17 protein-coding genes are annotated in these 18538 nt (G+C 55.8%); 7 read left to right on the forward strand and 10 right to left on the reverse strand.

What is annotated here, in order from left to right; genetic code table 11:
- Positions 1-293: 293 nt before the first annotated feature.
- From B3M32_RS06750 to B3M32_RS06760, 3 genes are read left to right on the forward strand one after another with little or no spacing between them, the layout of a single operon-like run.
- Complete coding sequence (locus tag B3M32_RS06750; RefSeq protein ID WP_290744481.1) at positions 294-1442, forward strand: hypothetical protein; 1149 nt, start codon at positions 294-296, stop codon at positions 1440-1442.
- A gap of 15 nt (positions 1443-1457) precedes the next feature.
- A complete protein-coding gene (locus B3M32_RS06755) occupies positions 1458-2087 on the forward strand; it encodes a hypothetical protein (RefSeq protein ID WP_290744483.1) in 630 nt (209 codons plus the stop codon).
- 3 nt (positions 2088-2090) lie between these two features.
- Positions 2091-3158, forward strand: coding sequence for an A/G-specific adenine glycosylase (locus tag B3M32_RS06760; protein WP_290744485.1), 1068 nt, complete (start codon positions 2091-2093; stop codon positions 3156-3158).
- On the opposite strand, the gene B3M32_RS06765 is transcribed toward B3M32_RS06760, so the two are convergent.
- From B3M32_RS06765 to B3M32_RS06790, 6 genes are read right to left on the reverse strand one after another with little or no spacing between them, the layout of a single operon-like run.
- Positions 3155-4861: a hypothetical protein gene (locus B3M32_RS06765; protein ID WP_290744487.1), complete on the reverse strand. Its 1707-nt coding sequence runs from the start codon at positions 4859-4861 to the stop codon at positions 3155-3157. The two genes, B3M32_RS06760 and B3M32_RS06765, sit on opposite strands and share 4 nt — an antisense overlap.
- A complete protein-coding gene (locus B3M32_RS06770) occupies positions 4861-5448 on the reverse strand; it encodes a hypothetical protein (RefSeq protein ID WP_290744489.1) in 588 nt (195 codons plus the stop codon). Before B3M32_RS06770 ends, B3M32_RS06765 begins: the two co-directional genes overlap by 1 nt.
- Positions 5445-6785: a transcription antitermination factor NusB gene (locus B3M32_RS06775; protein ID WP_290744491.1), complete on the reverse strand. Its 1341-nt coding sequence runs from the start codon at positions 6783-6785 to the stop codon at positions 5445-5447. Before B3M32_RS06775 ends, B3M32_RS06770 begins: the two co-directional genes overlap by 4 nt.
- Complete coding sequence (gene fmt / locus B3M32_RS06780; protein ID WP_290744493.1) at positions 6773-7699, reverse strand: methionyl-tRNA formyltransferase; 927 nt, start codon at positions 7697-7699, stop codon at positions 6773-6775. The genes B3M32_RS06775 and fmt overlap by 13 nt, the downstream gene beginning before the upstream one ends.
- Positions 7700-7715: 16 nt before the next feature.
- Positions 7716-8561 (reverse strand): radical SAM protein, encoded by an 846-nt coding sequence (locus tag B3M32_RS06785; protein WP_290744495.1) that lies wholly within the window; start codon positions 8559-8561, stop codon positions 7716-7718.
- Positions 8562-8565: 4 nt separating this feature from the next.
- Entirely contained in the window at positions 8566-9432 is an 867-nt protein-coding gene (locus B3M32_RS06790; protein WP_290744497.1) for an NAD(P)/FAD-dependent oxidoreductase, read from the reverse strand.
- A 71-nt stretch (positions 9433-9503) separates the two neighbouring features.
- On the opposite strand from B3M32_RS06790, the gene B3M32_RS06795 reads away from it, so the two are divergent.
- On the forward strand, positions 9504-10616 hold the full coding sequence (locus B3M32_RS06795; RefSeq protein ID WP_290744499.1) for a glycosyl hydrolase family 8: 1113 nt from the start codon (positions 9504-9506) through the stop codon (positions 10614-10616).
- A 34-nt stretch (positions 10617-10650) separates the two neighbouring features.
- Complete coding sequence (locus B3M32_RS06800) at positions 10651-11568, forward strand: FISUMP domain-containing protein (RefSeq protein WP_290744501.1); 918 nt, start codon at positions 10651-10653, stop codon at positions 11566-11568.
- A gap of 120 nt (positions 11569-11688) precedes the next feature.
- On the opposite strand, the gene argJ is transcribed toward B3M32_RS06800, so the two are convergent.
- Positions 11689-12906: a bifunctional glutamate N-acetyltransferase/amino-acid acetyltransferase ArgJ gene (gene argJ / locus B3M32_RS06805; RefSeq protein WP_290744503.1), complete on the reverse strand. Its 1218-nt coding sequence runs from the start codon at positions 12904-12906 to the stop codon at positions 11689-11691.
- 74 nt (positions 12907-12980) lie between these two features.
- Between argJ and greA the strand changes: the two genes are divergently transcribed.
- Entirely contained in the window at positions 12981-13448 is a 468-nt protein-coding gene (gene greA / locus B3M32_RS06810; protein WP_173341939.1) for a transcription elongation factor GreA, read from the forward strand.
- Between the two features lie 10 nt (positions 13449-13458).
- Positions 13459-14427: a DNA polymerase III subunit delta gene (gene holA / locus B3M32_RS06815; protein WP_290744507.1), complete on the forward strand. Its 969-nt coding sequence runs from the start codon at positions 13459-13461 to the stop codon at positions 14425-14427.
- A 74-nt stretch (positions 14428-14501) separates the two neighbouring features.
- On the opposite strand, the gene pilQ is transcribed toward holA, so the two are convergent.
- The 3 genes from pilQ to B3M32_RS06830 are packed head-to-tail and all read right to left on the reverse strand — an operon-like array spanning position 14502 to position 18537.
- Entirely contained in the window at positions 14502-16016 is a 1515-nt protein-coding gene (pilQ, locus tag B3M32_RS06820; protein WP_290744509.1) for a type IV pilus secretin PilQ, read from the reverse strand.
- Positions 16013-17941 carry a hypothetical protein gene (locus B3M32_RS06825; protein WP_290744511.1) on the reverse strand — a complete coding sequence of 643 codons (1929 nt, stop codon included), beginning with the start codon at positions 17939-17941 and terminating at the stop codon, positions 16013-16015. Before B3M32_RS06825 ends, pilQ begins: the two co-directional genes overlap by 4 nt.
- Positions 17938-18537 (reverse strand): type 4a pilus biogenesis protein PilO, encoded by a 600-nt coding sequence (locus tag B3M32_RS06830; RefSeq protein ID WP_290744513.1) that lies wholly within the window; start codon positions 18535-18537, stop codon positions 17938-17940. The genes B3M32_RS06825 and B3M32_RS06830 overlap by 4 nt, the downstream gene beginning before the upstream one ends.
- Position 18538: the final 1 nt, after the last annotated feature.

Consider the following 18538-nt stretch of genomic DNA (forward strand, 5'->3'; position numbering starts at 1 on the left):
ATCCAAAGGCGTTTTTGTTGTATATATCGCGCAATTTGCTTATATTAGTCATTATGAAGATGAGAAAATTTCCCCTTTATTTGTCCGTAACCTTCCTTGCGTTAACGGGCGTTTTCGCGTTTGGGCAAGAAGCCCCGTCCGCGCAGCCGGTACAACCGACTCCAGCTGTAGCTCCTGCTCAACCCGCTCCGGCGGCCACAGCGGCACCGGCTCCGACGACCGCGCCGGCACAACCCGCAGCGCTGCCTGCACAACCCGCGCCTCAACCGGCCCCACAACCCGTGGCACAACCTGTGCAACCCGCACCGGCCGCACAAGCCACCGAACAGCCTGCTCCCGCAGCCGTAACGCCGCAAGCGCCCGCACAACCTGCGGCAGCACCCGCTCAACCGGCAAAGGCAATCCAAGCCGACAGCACCGCGGCAACACAAAGCGCCGAAAAACCTGTATTCACCCCCGAACCGACCCCGGTCAAGCCAGCCCCCGTCCAAGCCAACGAGACGCCACGCGAAACATACGTCCAAGGTTACGGGAAACCGCCCCAGGGATTTTTCGGGTATTATGGCTACGCCCCTTGCGAAAACAAGGAATGTGCCTGCGCTAATGGCGATAGTGCCAATGCCGAGCCTACGGTGAAGAAAAAGAAAAAGAAGAAAACTGCCCAGGCCCCTGAAGAAGAGGAAGAAGAACAGGAAAAAGAAAAGAAGTCTAAAATACTGCACAGCTTCCACGTTTCCATACCTATCGAATCCGAACAGTACGAATTCAAGAAAGACCGTTTTGACGCCGATGCCAGCTACTTTGGAGTCGGCGGAAGCTGGAACCGCATCCGTCTCGACGAAAGCCTGTACTCTTCTGTCGTGGGAATCGGAATCAACCACGTCACGACAGAACTGGATGGCGGCGGAAGCAGGAACATAAAATACGGCGGTATCGATGTCAACCTGAAATTCGGTTTTGGTATCGCCCCCAGCATGGACAATTTCATCTTGGCATTCCACGTGTTCTTTGCTTTCGACTACAAGATGCAGCAGGCCATATTCAAGAAGGACATGAAAGAAATGCTCTTTGACGATGACGATTACGCATTCATCGATTATGACGCCCTTGACGGCATTGACATGACGTATAAATTGAACCACACCATACATGTCCTTGATATCCAGCTTGGCGGCGATCTGATCCTGGGTTATCAAGTCAATGATTACTTCGGCTTCCTGGCCGGCGTAGACATCTCCTCGAACATGTTCGGCGGCGGAGTCCTGATGGCTAAATACGAAGCTCCCGATGCTCTCGATTATCTAAATCAATACGGCTCCTACAACGGGAACAGCAACTATGACGAAGAGGATCTTGAACACGATGACGAAATCAATCCTATCTTGTACCATGTCACCGGACTTAACATTGTTCCGCGCATAGGCATATTCTTCGCGTTCTAACAAGGGAGAAAGAAAATGAAATACATGAATCTGAAAACTTTCCTGTTAGGATCTGTCGGCTTTATGGCTTTGTGCTCTACGACAATGCTCCTCGGTTGTGCCGAAGAAAACGACCCCGCCGTATTGGCATGCTTTACCAGAATTTGCACTGACGACGATGAAGACGACACTGGCCATTCAGGGAAAAAAGGGGAAACCGATACCCGCTATTGCGATTATACGGCCAGCGGAAAGTACGCGATATCGACGTGCGACATAGACGACCTCGGAAAGACGATGTACAGTTTTGACGAAGGTTTCGTCTACGGATGCGAAATCTATTCCGGAGGCGTAGCTTTGTGGGTCGCCCACCGCGACATATCGGATTGCAGAGATTACCATTATTCACCGCAAAACTACAGTTCTTCCTCGACACAAAACTCCAGTAGCAGCCAGACCAAGGGACCCGAAGGCTGTACGTATTACGACAAGGATGTCGATGATTACATCTGCGACAAGGCGGAATACGGAGCCACCGTGTATAGCGAATCGACAGGAACAATATTTGGTTGCGATTATTCTAAACAGAAAGACGAATTCACCTGGATAGAATACCCAAGACTCAAGAGCTGCTACGATTTCGAACCCGATCCCTACGATCCGTAGCGCATGAACTCCAAATCATTAAGACTCCTTCGCGAATGGTTCAAGAAAAATGCCGCCAGTCTCCCCTGGCGGCCCAGCAACCTTGACGCCCCGCGAGACCCGTACGCGGTATGGATCAGCGAGACCATGCTGCAACAGACGCAGGTCTCGACCGTACGCGACTACTTCATAAAATGGATGAAGCGATTCCCCGACGTCGCGACACTCGCCAAGGCTAGCGAAGAAGAAGTCTTCAAGTACTGGCAAGGACTCGGCTACTACAGCCGTGCCAGGAACATCCTGAAGACCGCTAAAATCGTTGCCGGGAACATCTCACAGAAATTCCCGGAAAACCGCAAGGATCTCGAAGCATTGCCAGGCATCGGCGCCTATACGGCAGGAGCCATCCTGAGCCTCGCCTACCACCAGCGTGAAGCCATCCTGGACGGGAACCTGGTGCGAATCTTTTCCAGGCTGTATGCACTCGAATTTTTGCCGACAGACTCCAAGGAAGCTGCCGAGACGTATTGGAATTACGCCCGCGAAATAGCCGACTCGTCCAAGGCCTACATGCACAACGAAGCCCTGATGGAACTGGGCCGCACCGTATGCAAGGTCAGGAATCCCGAATGCGGCTCCTGTCCGCTACTGGCATCTTGCCGCGCCGCACGGGAAAACCGCACCGCCGAATTCCCGCCCGCCAAAAAGCACGTGCAAAAAGACTGGCACGGTACCGTCCTCGTCATCGAAAGCATGGACCACAAGATTCTCGCAGTCCACGGCGGGCAGAAATTCTTCAAGAACCAGTTCACGCTACCGCATTTCGAATCGCCGCGGAACGCGACGGCGGGTCTACCCGCACAGGCCGAGAAATACGTCGACGCCGACGCGGTACAATCCGTTGAAATCGCAGGCAAGTTCCGGCACGGCATCACCGTGCACAAGATGGAATGCGACGTGCTTTACGTAAAGCTCCGCACAAAGGCCCCCAAGCGCGAACGGGCGGATTCCCGCTGGGTCGAGCGCTCACGCGCCACGGAATTCTTCGCAAGCAGTTTCTGCCTCAAGGCGTTGGAACAGGCACTTTCCTAGAACGTCTTCTTTACGGTGCAAATAAAGCGCAGGCGGTTTTCCGCAGCATTCGGAGTTTCGATGGTCTCGGAACCGATAATATGCAGCAGCGTACCCGTCAGGTAGAGCCCGTGCGCGGGAAACTGCTGTTCGAACGTCGCGTCCCAATACCAGTCGCCCTTGACCACGAGCGGGTCGACACTACGCAGGTTCCACTGCGCATCGCTCCTGTAACGCAACGACTGCGAAATGCGGAAACTCTTGCGTAGCAACCAATCCGCCGTAAACGACGTGAAGAACTCGACAGGAGTCACCTCGAAGCGGCTGCTGTTGCCGTCAACACGTTCGAACCCGCCCAGCGCCTTGAACGAGAACATCTCGCGGTACCAGGCACTAATCCAGAGTTCGCCCGTCACGCCGCGAATCCACGAGTTGATGCGTTCGACATCGCCGTGGCGGTACACCATCTGGTCGTCTTCCACGTAGCGGTCCACGTCGAATGTTTCCGCCCCGTGTTCCGCCCAAAAACTTACCCTGCCGCCCATACCCACGTTGCCCATGGTATCCGAGAAGGCCGTGTATCCCTGCACAAGGTTCATCTGGCCGTCGGCCTTGAGCGAAATGGTATCGCCGTCAAAGTATTCCTCGCCGTCGGCCAGCGGATTCAGGCGCGTACCCGAAATATTCTTGACACCGACGACAACTCCCGTGTACCTGGGCACAGGAGGCCTGAATTCCAGGCTGTCCTGCACGAGCCAGTCGCGTTCGTTGACCGCGAACATCGCTTCCATCGCAAGATTGTTAAAAGGCTCGAAACGCAGGTTCACGAAGGGTAAGAAAGCGCGGTCTTCTTCGAGGTGCGTATAGACCATACCGGAGTCGTCCACCGCCCTGAAGGCAAGGCCCGCAGACAGCTGGAGCATTCCCCTGCGGCAAGCTTCGCCACAACGGTAGTACACCGAGCCGTTCAGTTCCTTCCTCGCGCCCTTTTCCTTTTTCCGCTTGTCCTGGTATTCGGCGTCTTCGTAGGCCACCGTCGCTTCGATATTGCTAGCGTCTATGCGCGCTTCCAGCCTGGGCTTGTAATGGATTGGAATCCAGCGCGAACTCTCCGAGAAAATCCAGATGTACTCCTCGCCCGCGAGGAACGAAGCGTCAATCGAATTCGCGCTGTAACCGAATCCCGCATACATGGTGCTGAACATGGGATAGTTTTCGCCAAAAATTGCAAATTCGTCATCCACGAAACTCTTGCGGTACGAAAAATTCGACGTTGTGAAATGGTCGTCCTGGAATGCGCGGCCCGTCACCCAGAAACCCTTGAACGAAGGCGTACGGAAACCGCCTTCCAGAATGGGAGTCCTGTTCGTAGGGCGGTTTTCTGCCGTAATGAAATCCCGGTAAATCATATCGCCGAGTTCGTTGCCGGACTTTATCCACACCGAAGGTTCCATGACATCCCAGCTCGGCAATATGGACATGCGGTCGAGCAACATGCGCTGCCTCAATTTTTCGGGGCTCCACATCTCGCTTTCGGAGTGCAGGCCTCCTGCACCGAGAATGCGGTCGTAGAAGAACGTCGGGCTACCCACCAAGAAGGTACCGTCGTCGCGCTGGTCCACCTCCATGCCTTCCATCTCGGCATCCACCGCGGCAAAGGCGCCCACCGAGGCAAGGCTGCAGAACGCCACAAGGGACTTCACAATCTTTCCGAAGGACTTCATTACCAAATCCTCCTTTCAACGTAGACGCCCACCGAGAGCGTCTCCGAGCGTTTGGGTAAGGTCCAGAGTTCCTTCCACAGGGCGTTGAAGCCGACCTTGTACGTTTCCTTGCGAATCAGCGGCAAGTTCAGGCGTGCGAACCACCCGAATTCCGTCTCGTTGTCCGTAAGCGTCCCGCCCAGATCGTTGCTGAAACTGATTTCGTCAAGTTTGTCTTCGTCGTAATCGCCACGCACCCAGTCGCACACGAAGCCGGCGCCAATGGCGAGCGGAGCAATCGCCTTCCACTTGAAATCTAAACCGAGCTTGCCGCTGAACTGGTGCGCCCCGTAAATCTTGACACCCTCGGGAACGGGCTTGAAGTACGAATAGTCGAACAAAATAAACCCGTCGATATTTTCCAGGTACGCATACCTGAAGCCGACACCGCCGTAGAACGAATTCTCCACCGCATCGATGAGGTCACCGAAGGGGTATTGTTCGCCGCCCTCGATGGAGACGTAAATGTGCGAGAACGCCGAATCGGCCGGATGTTGCGCGAACACCGGCGAAAGGCAAAGGACTAATGCCAGCAACCATCTTTTCATTTTCTGTACTCCAGCGCCTGGGCAAAAAAGCCGTCGAATCGCGCATCCAGATTGCCCGGCAACACGGCATCGCCGCGCCTTGCGAACTCAGGATGTTCCTTCACGAACCTGTTCACCACCTGCGTCGTCTCGGTCGGATCGGGACTGCACGTGGCATACACGATAATGCCGCCCACGGCAAGCCTTGTCGCGGCGGATTCAAGCAACTTGTACTGCAACTCCGAAAGTTCCTTGATGGATTCCGGAGTGAGGCGGTACACCGATTCCGGGCGCCTCGCGATGACGCCCATGTTGCTGCACGGCACGTCGAGCAAGATTCTGTCGAAAGTCCCAACGTCCCCGTTGCAGGCAAGAACATCGATGCATTCGAGGTGAACATTCTTGAGGCCAAGGCGGTCAACGACATCGTGCATCTTCTGCACGCGGAATTCCGAGACATCGCTTGCAAGGATGTCGAGCGACGGTTCCATCTCGGCCATCAGCGCGGACTTCCCGCCCGGCGCGGCGCAGGCATCCCACACATTCAAGCCGGGCTTCAGTTCCAGCAGCTTGACCACCTCGTACGCCGAGGGGTTCTGCAGGCTGAACTCGCCGTTCGCGAAAGAATCCGACTCTAGAATCGGCTTGAGCTTTGCATCGGCAGGAACCTGGATAAAGCGGTCATATTTAGACGAAAGACGAGAAGCCTGCCCTGAGCCTGCCGAAGGGACGAGAGACGAAAGATTTTTTTCGTCATTCTGAGATGAGTCACGAAGTGACGGAATCGAAGAATCCAGTCCTAATTTTTTGGCAAGTTCTTCTATTGAAGTCTTCTGCAGGTTCACGCGGAGCCATTCCACGGGGCGTTCGAGCGTTGCCTTCGCGAGCGCCTCGGCGCGGTCGCCGCCATAGACGTCGAACCAGCGGCGTACCAGCCACTCGGGCACCGAGTTCTCGATGGACACGCGGCGCAAGCGCTGTGGCGGGAGCACCGGCGGGCCGGACCTGCGCGCGGCATGCAGCACGGCGTTCACCAGCCGCGCGGAACCTTCGTGAAGGTTCGCCGCCTTCGCCAAATCCACCGAGGTTGCGACGGCGGCATGGTCCGGCACCTCGGTAAAGAACATCTGGAAAAGCCCGATTTCAAGAATCGTCAAAACTTCTACCGACGGCTTTTTCTTCACGAGGCTCTTGATAAAATACAGCAAGTAGAGATGCCGGCGGCACACGCCGAGCGCAAGCTCCATCGCGAAAGGCGAAAGCCCGCTTTCCTTGATGAACGAACCGTCTTGTTGCCACAGCAGCAAAACGCGGTACGCATCCATGCGCTCTTTCAGGGAATCATCTAGCAAAAGCAAAGTCCTTCGCGCTTCTGGATTCCGCGCATAAAGTCGGCGACAGGCATCGGTTTCTTGCCTTCGGCCTGAATCTCGATAATTTCAAGCACGCCCTCGCCCGTCCCTACGTATAGGCGGTTGTCCTTGAATTCCACCGCGCCCGGGACAAGCTTCGGGCCGACCTCGGGCGTATCCGTCTTGCGCAGGTACACCATGCGGCCGCCAAGCTTTCCGTAACCGCCCGGCCACGGATTGAAGGCGCGGATGCGGTCGTGAATCACATGTGCGGGAAGGTTAAAGTCAATCAGCCCTTCTTCCTTTTTCAGCTTCGGGGCTCCACTCGCCTGCGCATGGTCCTGCGTCAGGTCCTTCTCGCGGCCTTCCATCAGCTGCTTAATCGCTTCGTCAAGCGCCTCGCAACCGGGCGCCACCATCTTTTCCAAGAGCGATGCCGTCGTATCCTGATGGTCGATCGCGACAACCTTCTGCGCCAGAATCGGGCCATGGTCCATCTTCTCGTCAAGGCGGAACACCGTCACGCCCGTTTCCTTGAGCCCGTCGGCAATCGCACGCTGTACTGGGGCGGCACCGCGGTACTTGGGCAAGAGGCTCCCGTGAACGTTCACCGCGCCGAACTTCGCGACCGCGAGGATGTTCTTCGGCAAAATCGAGTAGGCTACGACCACGAAGAGGTCGGCGTCAAAGGCGCGCAGGGCGCTCTCGAATTCGGGCGACTTCAAATCCGTAGGTTGCAGCACCGGGAGCCCGAATTCGAGCGCCAGTTGCTTAACTGGCGGGGGCGTGAGCACGCGCCCGCGCCCTGCGGGCCGGTCGGGCTGCGTCACAACAGCCACCACGTCCGCAAAATCAGATTCCTTGAGATGCTTCAAAAAACAAGCCGCAAATTCCGGCGTTCCCATAAATACAATCTTCATGGGATACAATATAGAATCAAGCGAAAGGCTTCAGGAGCACGCATGCGCCGCACGTGGCTCCCGCGGCATTCCTGTTGCCGAATCGCCTTTCCGGATTCGGGCAAGGTTCTTCCGAACCATCGGGCAGAATCCAGATTTCGTCCTTGAAGAACTCACAGGAAGTTCCCCCAAAACCATCGAAGAACAGGCTCCCTTCGCACCGCCCCCGCGGCAATAGAAATTCGCGCAGCTCCCGTACCGTCGTAGCGTCAACGCCATAGCGTGCGCGCAACGCCTGCCCGCCCGTAATGAACACCGGCAAGTTCCACTTGATGCGGGCAATGCCGATGGACTCCGCCCACGCCAGAATCTCGGGCACCTTCGCAACGAGATTCTTGTGCAAGGTCACCTGGAGCGTCACGGAACCGCGGCCATGCCCGGCCAGCCGGCAAACATTGTCACGCCATCGCTCAAAGGAAAATCCCGGCATCATTTCGTCAAAGATTTCACTATCAAAAGCCATGCAGCTCACCTTGATGTCGCTACAGGCATCGAGCAGGCGCATCATGCCCTGCTCCGTCCCCCACTTACCGGGGAACGTCCCGTTCGTCGTCAAGTTTAACGGCAAACGGCGCATGCGGCAAAATTCCAACAACTCGTCAAAGTACGTATAAAGTAAGGGTTCTCCCATCGTACTCGGGATGACCTCGCGAAGCCTCTCCTGTACCGGAATTTCGGCACCCGCGAACCGTTCAATGGCCGCACGCGCCACTTCGATAGGCATCTCGCCCATGCCGAACGGACGTTTCCGCTGATTCAAGAAACACAGCGGGCAACGCAGATTGCACCGGTCAGGATTCGTGAGCAGCGTGAGGCGTTTCATTCCCCTAGGCCCGCGTCTCCCGCAAGTACTTTATAGCGGCAAGGCCCGCAATCGCGCCCTCGCCCACGGCAACCGCCACCTGCAAGGTTCCGCCCGTGCAGTCACCCGCGGCAAACAGCCCAGGCACCGTCGTCATGAAACCCTTGTCGAGAACGACGTTACCACCATCGAATGCAGCACCGGCCTTGCGGGCCAAGTCCATGGCACTGGCGCTGCCAAGCGCGACAAAAAGGCCATCGAGTTTTACTTCCGACTCGTCCATGAATACCACACCGGTAAGCTGCCCTTCGCCAAGCAAAGCCTTGAGCGGACGCTTGTCAATCTTCACGCTCTCGGGGAATGCCGCCGTCGGTTCGGCACCGTTCGTAAGGAGCGTCACGCTCCCCACCACGTTCACCAGTTCGTTGCATTCGTGCAGCGCGTATTCACCGGAACCGAGCACCGCGACATCCTTGCCGCGATAAAAGAACGCATCGCAAATAGCGCAGTAGCTTACGCCATGGCCTTCCAGTTCCGCCATTCTCGGAAGCGGCTGTTTCTTGCGGGCAGAACCCGTCGCCATGATGCACGCACGGCCGCGGTACTCGCCCTGGAGTCCGGTCGCCACGAATTCCTTGCCGTCAAAGAACAGGTCCGTCACCTCGTCGTCGACAATCTTTGCACCGAGGGTTTCCGCCTGGCGTTTTCCGACGGCAAAGAGGTCGGTACCGGACAACGGTTTCTCCAGACCGTAATAATTTTCTATCATATGGGCCTTTTCGAGCGCCCCGGGATCCTTGCCAACCATCAAGACGTCCAATCCGGACCTCAGTGCGTACAAGCTGGCCGACACTCCGGCCGGGCCATATCCGATAATAAGCATATCTGCCATAAAAACCTCTTACAGTAGATATAAAATTATTTAATTTATTTTAACGAGTCAACTTGACAGGATTTTGAACTATGCAGCAATTCAAGCCAAGAGATCTTTTTGTTGAAGTCGGTTATGGTCCCAACTTTGCCGACCAGCTCATTCAGAACGCATTCAGTAAGCTTTTTGAAGGGGATCCTATCGATGAACGGGTCTGTTTCGACGCCTCCGACGACATGGCGTATATTGTCGATATCGGGCACGACGACATCCGCTCCGAAGGCATGAGTTACGGCATGTTCATTGCCGCCTTGACTGGGCACGACAAGCTTTTCCAAAAGCTTTGGAATTTCGCCAAGAAATTCCTGCGCAACAACGACGGCCCCCACAAGGGATTTTTCTCCTGGCAGGTTTCCACGACCGACTTTTCCATGATGGACCCCGGGGCCGCCCCGGACGGCGAAGAATACATTGCGGCAGCCCTCCTTATAGCCGCAAAGAAATTCGACCGCGACGACTACAAGCAAGAGGCCATCGAGCTCATCAACTGCATGATGGACAAGCCCGTCAATGAGCTGGTAGGCCCGATGATCGACCACGAGCGCATGCTGATCAAGTTCTCTCCCGTGTTGGGCAACGACTTTACCGACCCGAGCTACCATACCTTCGCCTTCTACCGTGCCTACGCCGAGGCGACAGGCGACCAGAGATGGCTGCAGGTACTGGACAGAAGTCTCGAATATATCCAGAAAGCCGCCCATCCGGAAACGGGACTCTGCGGAGACTATTCCGAATACGACGGAACACCCAAGGCCATGCCCTGGTTCCCCGAAAGCAACTGCTTCAGCGGAGATGCCTGGCGTGTCGCCCTGAACCTGAGCGTCGATTACGCCCTGTTCCGCGGACACGAATGCGAAAAGGAAATCTGCACCCGCCTGCTCAACTTCTTCGAACAACGCCGGCCCTACCTTTCCGACTACGCCGTAGACGGCTCTCCCTATCCCCGTCAAGGGAGGAACGCCACCCCGGGAATCATCGCGATGAATGCCGCCGCGACACAGGTCCTTGAAAGCGACAACCCGTTGATGAAAGCCTTTGTGAAAGACCTGGCGGCTCTTTCGGTCCCCTACCGCTTCTGGCGCTACTACGACGGCATGCTCTACATCATCGGCCTATTGGCCACGGCAGGCAAGATCGAATTCTAGGCAAAATGTTATTTTACATATAACGGAGGGATATATGCATTATAAACAAGCATACATTGGGTTGGCCGTAGCAGCTGCGATTGCGCTCACGGCCTGTGAAGACGTCCGTATCGAGAAATACCCGAACGGCAACACGCGTTTCGAGACGACTTACGTCAAGGACAAGAAAGAGGGACTCGAAAAGGAATACTACCAGGACGGGACTCTCAAGCGCGAAACCACCTACAAGAACGACCGCCGCGAAGGCCTGACCAAGGAGTACTACGAGGACGGATCCGTCCAAAGCGAAATTCCCTACGCAGACGGTTACATCGAAGGCGATGTCGTGCGTTACCACAAGAACGGCAAGGTCGCATCGAAGGCCCCGTTCAAGCAGAACAAGCAAATCGCATTCGGCGAATACTTCGACGAAAGCGGTGAACCGGCTTCCAGCGGCAGTTACAAGGACCCGCGCGACGGCTACGCCTACGAATGGGTTCGCATCGGCACACAGGTCTGGACAGCCGAGAACATCAACTTCGCGACTGCAGCGGGCTCGCTCTGCTACCAGTGCAATCATTGGGGCCGCCTGTACGACTTCGAGAACGCCCAGAAGGCATGCCTCGACGGTTTCCACATGCCGAGCAAGGCAGAATGGCAGGTGCTGCTCGACTTTGCGGGCAAGGAACCCGGCATGAAGCTCAAGGCCGGCTACGGCTGGGACCCCATCAAGGGCAAGGCCGAACGCGGCAACGGCAAGGATGAATTCGGATTCGGTGCCAAGGCCGGCGGTGCACACTTTGCCAAGAGCGACGTGCCGCTCAAGGAACGCAAGCTCGAAGAAGCCGGCCAGAAGGCCTACTTCTGGACAAGCGAAGGCGAAGTCCTCGTGTTCGTCACCGACAAGAACACCGCCAAGTTCGAGAAATTCAATCCTGAATTCGGCGCAAGTTTGCGCTGCCTAAAGGATTAGTAAATAGTGGTTAGTAAACAGGAAAAAATCGCCCCGGCCGAACCGGAGCGATTTTTTTTCAACGAGAAACTTCTTTCGTCTATAGCAAGTCTCGCAGAGACTTGCGTTCTTTCGTCTAAATTACGTCGTGTATTCCGCGTTGATCTTCACGTAGCCGTAGCTCAAGTCGCAGGTAAACGCGCTTGCGGATGCCTGGCCGATGTTGAGCACGAGCGTCACCTTGTATTCGCGCTGGCGCACCACGGCATGCAAGGCCGCAGTCTGTGCCTCGTCGAGCTGGATGGGACGTCCGCCTTCCAGGACCTTCACGTCGCCGAAGTACAGGTCCGTATGTTCGGCCACCATATTGCAGCCGCTGGAGCCCGCGCTGCTGAGGATACGTCCCCAGTTCGGGTCTTCGCCGAACATGGCGCACTTCGCGAGGTTGGACGTACCGATGAAGCGGGCCATGCGGAGCGCTTCCTCGTGGCTTTCGGCCTTCTCGATGCGCAGTTCGATAAGCTTGGTAGCGCCTTCGCCGTCACGCACGATGTCTTTCGCGAGGCTCTGCATAATAAGCATGAGTGCCGCACGGAACTCGCCCTGTTCGCTCAGGCTCAGGTCTTCGTAACGGAGTCCGCTCATGCCGTTCGCAAGCAAGATGCACGTGTCGTTCGTGCTGGTGTCGCCGTCCACCGTAATCGCGTTGAACGAGTCGGCGATGTCGGCACGGAATTCGGCGAAGAAGTCGATGGGGAGCGCGATGTCCGTCGTGATGAAGGCAAGCATCGTCGCCATGTTCGGGTGGATCATGCCCGAGCCCTTGCAGGCGCCACCGATGGTCACCACGCCCTTCTCGGTCTGGATTTCGACGGCATGGCTCTTGAGGGCAAGGTCTGTGGTGAGGATGGCGCGGCCGAATTCCTCGGAAGCGTCGGCGTGAAGTTTCTCGACGAGTTTCGGGATGCCGGCCTCGATCTTGTCCATCGGCATCAGGTGGCCAATCACGCCCGTGCTGCAAACAAGCACGCTCTTCGGGGCAAGGCCCAGAGCCTCTTCGGTCATCACAGCCATGCGTTCGGCGTCCTTGTAGCCCTGTTCGCCGGTGCAGGCGTTAGCGTTACCGCTATTCACCACGACCGCAGTCGCAAAGTGGGCGTGTTCAAGCGCAGCCTTGTCGTACAATACCGGGGCGGCCTTCACCTTGTTGGTGGTAAAAACGGCGAAGCAGCGTGCAGCCTTCTCGCTCCTGAGGAGCGCCATGTCGGCATTGCCGCTAGCCTTGATGCCAGCGCAAATTCCAGAAGCGGTGAACCCCTTGGGGGAACATACGCCGCCCTTATCCAGCAGATTGTACATACTATCTCCTAAAAAGATGTTCTTTCGCGATTACGGGCCCGCGAAGCCTCGTTAAAATTTGTACTTTGTAGAGCATGGAAAAGATCAAGTTTACACAAGAAGCTTACGACAAGCTCGTCAAAGACCTTGAAAATTTAAAAAATGTGGAACGTCCGCGCGTATTGCAGGAATTGGTTGATGCCCGTGCACAGGGCGATTTGAGTGAAAACGCCGAATACCATGCCGCGAAGGAACGCCTTTCCTCCATCGACAACATCGAACTGCCCAAGCTGCAAGACCAGCTCGCCCGCGCCGAAGTCGTCGCGTTCGACCCGAACTGCGACTCCATCCGTTTTGGCGCCAAGGTCTCCCTCGTGAACGCGAAGACCAAGAAGAACGTCGTTTACCAGCTGGTGAGCCCCGAAGAAGCCGACGCCCTCAACGGCAAGATCAGCTTCAAGAGCCCCATCGGCGCCGCCCTCATGGGCAAAAAGAAGGGCGACACTATCGAAGTGACCACCCCGAAGGGCGTGAACAAGTTCCAGGTCATCGACTTCAACTAAGCCGGTTCCCATGATTGTCACCCTCATCGGCGAAGACAACTTCACCAAGGACAAGTGCATAGAGAAGTTCCTGTGCGACGCCCTCGGTGACAGGCGCGACGACCCTCTCGCGAAGCAGATCCTCTTCGCGACGGACACGAACATTCCCTCCATCGCCGACGCGGTGATTACCGCCTGCGACTCGGTATCGATGTTCACGCCGGAACAGGTCGTCGTAGTCCGCAAGGGCGAAGCGCTCAAGGCCGACGATGTCAAGAGCCTCGCCAAGTGGCTGAGCCACGGTCCGCAATGCAAGCTCCTCCTGGAATTCGAGAAGCTCGATGCCCGCGGCGAACTCTACAAGACTCTGAGCAAGGTCGGCAAAGTCGAAAAGTACGATGTCCCCAAGCAGTACAAGATGGCCGAATGGATTGCCGCAGCCATACCGACCCACTTCAACAAGGCCATCGACCGCGACGCCTGCCAGTACCTCGCCGACGCCCTCGGCAACGACACCAAGCTCGTCAGCGAAGAAATGGAAAAGGTACTGCTCTTTGCTCCGGACTGCAAGAAAATCACCCTCGATCTCGTCCGCGAGATGGTCGTCCCGCAGCGCGAGATGGTCGCCTACGAAATCAACGATTCATTCGGACTGCGCGACGCCAAGACATACACGCGCTTGCTGAACGAGATGCTCAACAACGGCGTGAACGCCGTGCAAATCGTGGGCTCGCTCTACCGCTACGCTGTAGACCTCATGAACTTCTCGACACTTCTCGGCAAGGGAATGCAGGCTAAAGAAGCCGCCGCCGCACTGGGCAAGAACGACTTCATCTTCAACGTGAAGGGCAAGGCTCCCGAATGCGCCCGCCGCTGGGGGAAGCCCCTGCTCGCCCGAGTCATCCGCCGCCTAGCCGATCTAGACTACGAAATAAAAAGCGGACTGTGCAGCACCCGCATCGCCCAGGAACTGGCCCTCGCAACCCTTGTAGTACGATAGCGATGAGCCGTAAACAATGAGCAAAACAAAAACGTCCGCCTGAAGCGGACGTTTTTAATTTCTTTTCCTAAAGACTAGTTCCAGTCACCGCCTTCAGACTGTTCCGGAGCGGGAGCTTCCGGAGCGACAGCAGGTTCTGCAGGAGCTTCCGGAGCCGGTTCAGCAGCCGGCTGAGCGGCCGGGGCAGGCTGAGCAGCGGGAGCGGCACTGACCTTCTGAGCTTCCGGAGCGGAGCTGCCTTCAGTTTCTTCGGAAGGTTCGGAGAGCTGCACGTCACCCACATAGTTGCGGATAATGCGCGGCGTCACGAAGATCACGAGGTCCTTCTTGATGACAGCCTTGCGGGAATACTTGAAGAGGTTGCCCAGGAGCGGGATATCCTTGAGGAACGGGATGCCGCTTTCGGATTCCTGGGTTTCGTTACGGGTAAGGCCGCCTATCACGACCGTTTCGCCATCGGCCACCACGACCTTCGTCTTGGCTTCCTGCGTACTGATAACGATTTCACCCTTGGTGTCGTAATCGTAGGAGTTGTTTTCCGGATGCAGGTCGAGCAAAATGCGATTGTCGCCAGAAACGTGCGGCGTGACCGTCAGCTTGATACCCGTCTCCACGAGCTGGGTCGAAGATTCGCCACTGTCGTCGATAACACGGATAGAAACCTTGTCACCCATGAACACCTGGGCTTCGGTATTGTCGAGAGTGGACACCTGCGGGCTGGCGAGCACTTCGGTAGAAGCGTCACCCATCAGGTTGCTAATGGCGATCTGGAGGTTGTTGTCGAGAACGCTAGCCGTAATCGCAGTCGAAGCACCGCTAACAGCGGGGCTCACGCCGTTGTTCGGGAACGAACGGACCGCGGCGCTTGTCCTCGTAGAACCGGCCTGGCTACCCGTCGCCGCGCCGGCAACACCCGGAGTAATAGCCGCATTGCCCATCGTAGCGGTCCAGTCCACGCCAAGCTCGCGGGCAAGGTTGCTGTTCACCACGACAAGCTTCGCGGTAATCATAATCTGCAGCGTTTCCACGTCGAGCTCGGTCAACGCGTTGGACATCTGCTCAATCTTGTTCTCGGTATCGTACACGATAATCGAGTTGGTGCGTTCCACCGTAGTGATACGGCCACGGCTGCTCTTCATGCTTTCGAGGACCTTGACAAGTTCTTCGGCCTTCGCATGGTGAACCTGGAAGTTCTTGCGGACAAGCGGAGCGCTCTCTTCGACCTGTTTTTCTTCGTCAGCAATTTTCTTCTGCTTGGCCTGGTAAGTGCTCTGGCGCTGGATAGTAATGTACTTGTCCTGGATAACCCAGGTCAGGTCATTGATTTCGCAGATAATGTCCAGGGTTTCTTGCCAAGTCTTCTTTGTCACCTTGAGGCTGATCTTGCCCTTTACATCGGGAGCGACAAGAATGTCCACGCCGGCAATGACCGACACGGAACGGAACACGGCATCGTAGTCCATGTTGACAAAGTTGAAGTCGTACAGTTTCTTGTTGGGGGCAACAGAACCTTCGGCAGGAGCAGCCCACACGGTAGCAAAGCTAGCCGCCAAGAGAAGTATGGTCAGGATTTTTGTCAGCTTTTTCACTTTTGACCCCCAAATTTATCTGGAAGACTCATGGAGTAACGACGGCTCACCCCGAATTCTTGAATCAAGAAGAGCACATCGGTTTGTGTAATTTTAAGAACTTTACCGTTGAGAATCTTGTCGCCTTCCCTAAGCGTATACGAAATGGAAGGATTCTTGGATTCTACGAGAATAGCCACCGGCACATCGGATTCCCAGATGATGCCAACCAGTTCGACCTGGTCAATGTTGATACCTTCTTCGACAAGGCCCTTGATTTCGACGAACGGGTCACGACGGCCGAAGGAACTGTAAGTCACGCGATCTTCGTACAGGCCGTCCAACTGGCTTCCCTGTCCGTTTTCGCCTTCGGTCAGTTCGCCGCGTTCCTTGTCGACCTGCTTGAGACGTTCCGCCTGCACAGCAGAAAGTTCATCCATGTAGCCCACGGCGCGCTTGTTCACGAAGCCCACGCGGTTGCCGGACTGCACCTTGTAATAGAGCCCGGTCAAGTCGATATTCACCAGACGGTCGCCAAACGAAAGGCGCTGCATAACCTGGGAATTCTCGTTGGGGGCTGCAAAGAGCTCAATTTCGTCGGCCACGACAATCAGTTCGCGAACGACAGGACGGAGGTGGAAAGTCTGCGAGCCGGAAACAATCTTCTTGCTGTCCTTCTCGAACTTGTTCACGAACGTTTCAAAATTCGGCTTTTCGTCGTTGCCCTTCATCCAGTCACGGACATAGATTCCATCAGGACGGGCCGTCCAGAAAAGGAATCCGTCCTTCTTAATAGTCTTTTCGGGAAGCTGCATGATCAAGGCGCCTTCCTGCACCATCATCATGGGATTCACGCCAGGCTGGATCTGGAGCTTGAGGCCATTGGCACCCCAGGTGACGGCACGGACAATGGAGCCGGAGCCGACCTTGAATACGGGCGACTTTTTCGGACCGGCAAGGCCAATCGTAATTGTCGACGCCTTGTCGATAGACGAAACATTCTTGATTTCGATAGGACTGTCGGCGACCAGGCGGAACTGTTCCATGCCGGAACCGATAAGCACTGTCATTTCTTTCAAGTTCGGCAACAGCGCAGAAGCCTTGGGGCCGTCCTTCAGGGCCTTTTCCAAAGCCTTCTCTTCTTCGGCAAGGCGTTTCTTCTCTTCGAGTTCGGCCTTCTCGGCCGCCTTTTTCTCTTCGGCGAGACGCTTCTTTTCTTCGAGAGCGGCCTTCTCCGCGGCCTTCTTGTCCAGAGCGGCCTGCTTTTCGGCAGCCTTCTTCTCTTCGGCAAGGCGCTTCTTTTCTTCGAGAGCGGCCTTCTCCGCGGCCTTCTTGTCCAGAGCGGCCTGCTTTTCGGCAGCCTTCTTCTCTTCGGCAAGGCGCTTCTTTTCTTCGAGGGCGGCCTTCTCCGCGGCCTTCTTGTCCAGAGCGGCCTGCTTTTCGGCGGCCTTCTTCTCTTCGGCAAGGCGCTTCTTTTCTTCGAGGGCGGCCTTTTCGGCGGCCTTCTTCTTTTCGGCATACAGCTTGGACAGCGTCCAGGCCTTACCCTTGTTTCCCTTGAGCTTCAGCAAGAAATCCGCCTTGTTCAAGGCAATCTCGTTCTTGTCGGAATTGATAGACGGTCCAATGACCATCTCGATCTTCAAGAAATCCATACCGCGGTACTGTTCCTTGAACACGCGCATAGAACGCACCCATTCAGAAGAACCGTCCACTTCGTAAGTTCCTTCTCCCATGGCGAAATCCGTACCGGAAAATCCCAAGGTCAACTTCTTGTTGGCAGCATCGAATTTCTGGAAGAAAGTCGGCAAATCCTTGTCAGACGCAAACTGGAAAGCAACAGCGCAATTCTTGGAATCGCAATTAAAGCGAACATCCTTAATCAGTGCTGCATTCGCGGCTACCGCGACGAACAGGAACAAAAGAATTAATTTGTTCTTCATCATTTTGGAGCCTTCTTGGATGTATAGGTTGTCAGGTTGAAGGTCACCGACATCGTAATCGGAGTCCACCCGTGCGTTTCGGCCTTCTGCAGTTCGGCCGTAATGCCGCTATAACGGTTCAGCCTCAAGTTCGAGATGGCCGTCGGGTAATTGAAATTCGCAATCTCGGCGAAAAGGTAGCCGAGCATGTGGTAACCGGAATTCACCGCGATGGAATAGCGGTTTTCGATGTAGTGTTCGCGTTCGCTACGTCCTTCCGGGTTGAACCTCTGGATTTGCACACCGGAACTGCGGAGCACCGCATAGAGGTCCTGCAAGCGCAGCGGCACCTTTTCTTCTTCCGGGAACATTTCCTTCAACTTCTCGAAATCCTTTTCCGCCTGCACCAACTGGAGTTCCAGTTCGGCAATGCGGTGCTTTTTCGCATTGATCTTGTCGAGTTCGGACTGTGCCGACTGCAGATCGCGTTCCAGCTGTTCGCGTTCCAGCACAAACGGATCCCACATATAGGTATAGACGCAATAGGCTGCGGCGAGGATCAGGAGGACGACAGCGATCGCATATATATTCTTTTTGTCTTTAAAGTCTATATTGCCCATT

Source organism: Fibrobacter sp. UBA4309, from assembly GCF_002395745.1.
GTDB lineage: Bacteria > Fibrobacterota > Fibrobacteria > Fibrobacterales > Fibrobacteraceae > Fibrobacter.